The sequence below is a fragment of the Kitasatospora sp. NPDC057198 genome (assembly GCF_042670125.1).
Taxonomy (GTDB): domain Bacteria; phylum Actinomycetota; class Actinomycetes; order Streptomycetales; family Streptomycetaceae; genus Kitasatospora.
This window is the reverse complement of sequence record NZ_JBHUWH010000723.1, coordinates 1-2,609: the sequence shown is the minus strand read 5'-3', so window position 1 is coordinate 2,609 and position 2,609 is coordinate 1. Positions and strand designations below refer to the sequence as shown.

Annotated in this window: 2 protein-coding genes; one reads left to right on the top strand and one right to left on the bottom strand. The window is 72.7% G+C overall.

Annotated elements, in window-relative coordinates:
- Nucleotides 1-46: 46 nt before the first annotated feature.
- Nucleotides 47-1,123 carry a heme A synthase gene (locus ACFUEL_RS38240; protein ID WP_380242607.1) on the bottom strand — a complete coding sequence of 359 codons (1,077 nt, stop codon included), beginning with the start codon at nt 1,121-1,123 and terminating at the stop codon, nt 47-49.
- A gap of 128 nt (nt 1,124-1,251) precedes the next feature.
- Between ACFUEL_RS38240 and ACFUEL_RS38235 the strand changes: the two genes are divergently transcribed.
- Nucleotides 1,252-2,565, top strand: coding sequence for a choice-of-anchor A family protein (locus tag ACFUEL_RS38235; protein ID WP_380242605.1), 1,314 nt, complete (start codon nt 1,252-1,254; stop codon nt 2,563-2,565).
- The last annotated feature ends 44 nt before the right edge of the window (nt 2,566-2,609 follow it).

The window sequence follows — 2,609 nt, the reverse complement described above, 5'->3', positions numbered from 1 at the left end:
CTCGGACCCCGGCGAGCCTCCGTCGCGTCCGGACGGGCCCGCGGCCTCAGGCGACCAGTTCGGCGGCCGGGGCGGCGGACTGGGCCGGGACGCCCGACCGGGTGCGCAGCGCCAGCGGGACGCGCAGCGCGGCGCCCCAGACCAGCGCGGCGCCCAGCATGTGCAGGCCGACCATCAGCTCCGGGGCGTCCGTGAAGTACTGGACGAAGCCGAGCACGCCCTGCAGCAGCAGCAGGACGAACAGCTCCCGCACCCGGGCCCGGGCGGCCGGCGGGGCCTTGACCGCCGCGAACACCAGCAGCGCGGCCAGCGTCAGGCCCACCGAGAGGAACACCAGGTCGGCGTGGGCCTGGACCAGGCGGTCGTAGTCGACGGGGATCCGGTACACCGGCTTGCCGTCCTTGGAGGAGGCGCCCGGGTGGTGGCCCGCGCCGGTCACCAGGGTGCCCGCCAGCACCAGCAGGCCGATCACCCCGACCAGCACCCGGGCCAGCAGCCGGATCGGCTCGGCGACCAGGCCGCGCGGCTCGGCGTCGCCCTCCGCGGCGCGCTCCCAGGACACCACCGCGATCCACAGCAGGCCCATCGCGGCGACCATGTGCGCGGCCACGATGTACGGGTTCAGGCCGGTCAGCACGGTGATGCCGCCCAGCACCGAGTTGCTCATCACCATCCAGAACTGGGCCCAGCCGAGCCTGGTCAGCGGGCGCCGCCACGGCTTGGCGCTGCGGGCGGCCAGGATGAACCAGCCGACCGCCGCGCACAGCACGTAGGTCAGCATCCGGTTGGCGAACTCGATGACGCCGTTGATGCCCATCGCCGGCGTCGGCGTCAGGCTGTCGGCGGTGCAGCGCGGCCAGGTGGTGCAGCCCAGGCCGGAGGCGGTCAGCCGGACGGCGCCGCCGGTCACCACGATCACCACGCTCATCACCAGCGCGGCCAGCGCCGCCCGGCGGACGTGCTGCGGGGTCGGGTGCCAGCGTTCGGCGAGGAGGGAGAGCGGGTTGGTCACCGGACCATCGTAGGCGGGCTTACGCCGTGCTCCGGCCCCGGGCGCGGCGGTGCGGGCGGGGGCGGTCGGAGGCGGGGCGTTCCGGGGCGGGCGCGAGACAAAAAGGATCATTTCGAGCGTGTCGCTCAACGGCCTTGACCAGCCGCCCGCGTGGCCGAAAGAGTGCGGTTTGGTCCATACCTTTTCCGGGTTGGGCTCATCTCACACTCCTGCCCGCACCCACACGCGGAGTCCCGTACATGCGCAAGTCCATATCCGCTGCCGCCGTGGCGCTCGGTGGCTCGCTCGCCCTCGCGGCGCTGGTCGTCCCGACCGCCGCGACCGCCGCCCCCACCACGGGCGGCACCTGCTTCGACCTCGGGGTCGCCGGGAAGTACGGCGAGTTCATCGAGGGCAACGACACCCACACCCCCGATGCGGAAGGCGCCGTCGCGGTCGGCGGCAACGCCGACTTCCGGGGCGGCTTCACTGTGGGGAACGAACTGACCGCGGACGAGGTCGCCGCGCTCCCCGGCGGCTATTCGCTGGTGGTGGGTGGCAACCTCGTTCACGACAACTCCTACGTCGGGGTGGAGAAAGGCAAGGGCGTCTACGCCGGCGAGAACCAGGGCGGCGGCCAACTGGGGGGCATCACCAAGGGCAAGTCGCCGATCGACTTCGCCAAGGAGTTCGCCAACCTGCGGCACATCTCCACCGAGTTGGCGAAGACCACCGGCGGTGCGCCCGTTCTGGACGGTCGGGGGATCACCTTCACGGGGACCGACACCCGGACGAACGTCTTCACGGTGGCGGCCTCGACGCTGGAGAAGGCCCACGAGGTCTACATCAAGGTTCCGGCGGGCTCCACCACGATCATCAACGTGACCGGTGACAGCTACGACCAGTCGAAGACCCCCACCACGGGCTTCCTGATCTGGGACCACGGCAAGAACGCGTACGTCCTGGACGACAAGGCGCAGTCCGCGGACGGCGGTGCCGAGCGCGCCAAGCTGCTGTGGAACTTCCCGACCGCGACCAAGGTCGTCAAGTACGGGGTGAAGGACAAGGGCAGCGTGGCCTGGGCCGGCAGCATCCTCGCTCCGAACGCGGCCTTTGACCTGACCATCGGTGCTCCGGTCAACGGCTCGGTGTGGGCGAAGTCGCTGACCGGCAGCGGCGGCGCCGAGACCCACCACTACCCGTTCTCCGGCTGCCTGCCCGGCGGCACCACCCCGGGCGGCTCCGAGAGCCCGAAGCCCTCGGGGAGCGCCACCACCCCCGGCGGCACCGAGAGCCCGAAGCCCTCGGAGAGCGCCACCACCCCGGGCGGCACCGGGTCGCCGACCCCCGGCGGCTCCGAGAGCCCGAAGCCGAGCGCTTCCACCAGCGCCGTCCCGTCCCCGTCCGCGAGCCACACCGGCTCCACCGGCGGCGGTTCGAACAGCGGCGGCGGCCTGGCGTTCACCGGTGCGAACGGCATCCTGCCGCTGACCATCGGCGGCGTCGTGGTGCTCGCCGCGGGCGGTGGCATCGTCTACGCGGCGCGCCGCAAGAAGGCCGGCAACGCCTCCTGACCGGGGAGCGGTGCAGGCGACGGCCCCGGGAGCAGCTGCTCCCG

Excerpts from the sequence above, each read along its gene's own strand:
- ACFUEL_RS38240 (WP_380242607.1), bottom strand. The coding sequence starts at position 1,123 with ATGATCCTTTTTGTCTCGCGCCCGCCCCGGAACGCCCCGCCTCCGACC.
- ACFUEL_RS38235 (WP_380242605.1), top strand. The coding sequence starts at position 1,252 with ATGCGCAAGTCCATATCCGCTGCCGCCGTGGCGCTCGGTGGCTCGCTC.